Origin of the sequence: Nitrobacter sp. 62-13 (assembly GCF_001896955.1) — a bacterium.
Taxonomy (GTDB): domain Bacteria; phylum Pseudomonadota; class Alphaproteobacteria; order Rhizobiales; family Xanthobacteraceae; genus Nitrobacter.
In genome coordinates this window covers 4,831-6,395 of record NZ_MKRN01000159.1, presented here as the reverse complement: position 1 = coordinate 6,395, position 1,565 = coordinate 4,831, and the positions used below count along the sequence as shown (strand labels likewise).

At 64.1% G+C, this 1,565-nt stretch carries 3 protein-coding genes; all 3 read left to right on the top strand.

Annotated features, from left to right (window positions below):
* The first annotated feature begins 79 nt into the window (after nucleotides 1-79).
* Nucleotides 80-736, top strand: coding sequence for a DUF6441 family protein (locus tag BGN91_RS11145; protein WP_292613116.1), 657 nt, complete (start codon nucleotides 80-82; stop codon nucleotides 734-736).
* Nucleotides 737-818: 82 nt separating this feature from the next.
* On the top strand, nucleotides 819-1,253 hold the full coding sequence (locus BGN91_RS11140) for a hypothetical protein (protein ID WP_292613114.1): 435 nt from the start codon (nucleotides 819-821) through the stop codon (nucleotides 1,251-1,253).
* 25 nt (nucleotides 1,254-1,278) lie between these two features.
* Nucleotides 1,279-1,565: HNH endonuclease signature motif containing protein (locus tag BGN91_RS11135; protein WP_292613113.1), on the top strand; the 287-nt coding region annotated here is incomplete at its 3' end.

Below are 1,565 nucleotides of genomic sequence, written 5' to 3'. Positions count from 1 at the left end.
CTTCGAGGTCATCGCGACGCCGACTCTCGACAGCCTGCGGCTCGTGTGGACCTGCGAAGCTGCACATCCTGCATAACCCATGCGTTTCACGCTCAAGACCGACGACCTCGCGAAGGGCTTGAGTGACGCCGAAGGGGATGCGGCGCGTTCCGTCACCAGTGCCATGCGGGAGGCGACCGAAGGCCTGAAGGGCGATCTTCGGGCCGATGTGGTCGACGCCGGCCTCGGACAGCGTCTCGCCAACACCTGGCGCGGCAAGACCTATCCGGAAGGCGGCGTCAGTCTCGAAGCAGCGTCCTTCGTCTGGTCGAAGGCGCCCAACATCGTCGATGCGTTCGATCGCGGTGTGACCATCAAGTCAAGCCGCGGTTTCTGGCTCGCAATCCCGACCCCGGCCGCAGGCCTGAAGGGCTTGAGCGCGACCGGCGGCATGAAGCGGATCACGCCGGGCGGCTGGGAGCGGCGCACAGGCATGCGGTTGCGGTTTGTCTATCGCCGCGGGCGACCGTCGCTGCTCGTCGCCGACAATGCGCGGCTGAGCAAGAAGGGGCTGGCAAGACCGAATATCGGGCGCACTCGCGCCGGTGCGCAGTTCACCCGCTTGAAAGGCCGCTCGACCGTGGTGGTGTTCATCCTGGTGCCGCAGGTCACGTTGCAAAAGCGGCTCGACATCGCGAGCGCGGCTCGGCGTTGGGCTGATCGCGTCCCGGGCCTGCTCGCGAGTCATTGGAGATGATGGTGGATCACAAGAGAATTGCGGTCTTCATGACGCTCCTGTCGTTCGCCTTCATTGCTTCGGTTCTCGTGGCGACAGCACGATGACCAGCCGACGAGAACAGGTGCTCGACGCGATCAGGGCGCTGGTCACGTCCGCGCTGCCGAACGCTGACGTTAAGCGTAACCTGGCCAAACCGGAGCGCATCCCGCCCGGCGGGCTTGCGATCATCCGCGATGGCGATCCGGGCGAGCCGGAAGTCATCCTGTCGCCGCTCGTTTACGTCTACTCCCACCGCATCCCGATCGAGCTCGCCGCCTACGAAACGTCGAGCGAAACCCGCGAACGGGTACTCGACGCCATGCTCGGTGCGATTGGGAGTGCGGTCGTGTCCAACCGGACGCTGGGCGGGCTCTGCGATTTCATCGAGGCCGAGGCGCCGGCGACAGACGATATCGAAACCGCAGGTGCGCGGGCTGGCCGTTGGGCGGACATGGTCATTGTGGCCATCTACGGCACGCCCGATCCGCTGAACTGACTTCTCAAATTTTCGGAGATTTGCGATGGCGCTGCCGCGGTCGCTGCCGCCGGCTGCATGCGTGCGCGAATTGCTCCACTACGACCCCGAAACAGGACGCTTCACGTGGCGCTCTGGCCAGAAGGCCGGAAGGGCTGCTGGATCGATCGGTGGGCGCTACGTGCAAATCATGATCGGCAAAAAGAACTACCTGGCCCATCGTCTGGCATGGCTCTACGTGCATGACAGTCCGCCACTGGAGGAGATCGATCACGTCAACGGCGATCCGCGCGATAACCGGATCAATAATTTGCGGCTCGCATCCAAATCCCA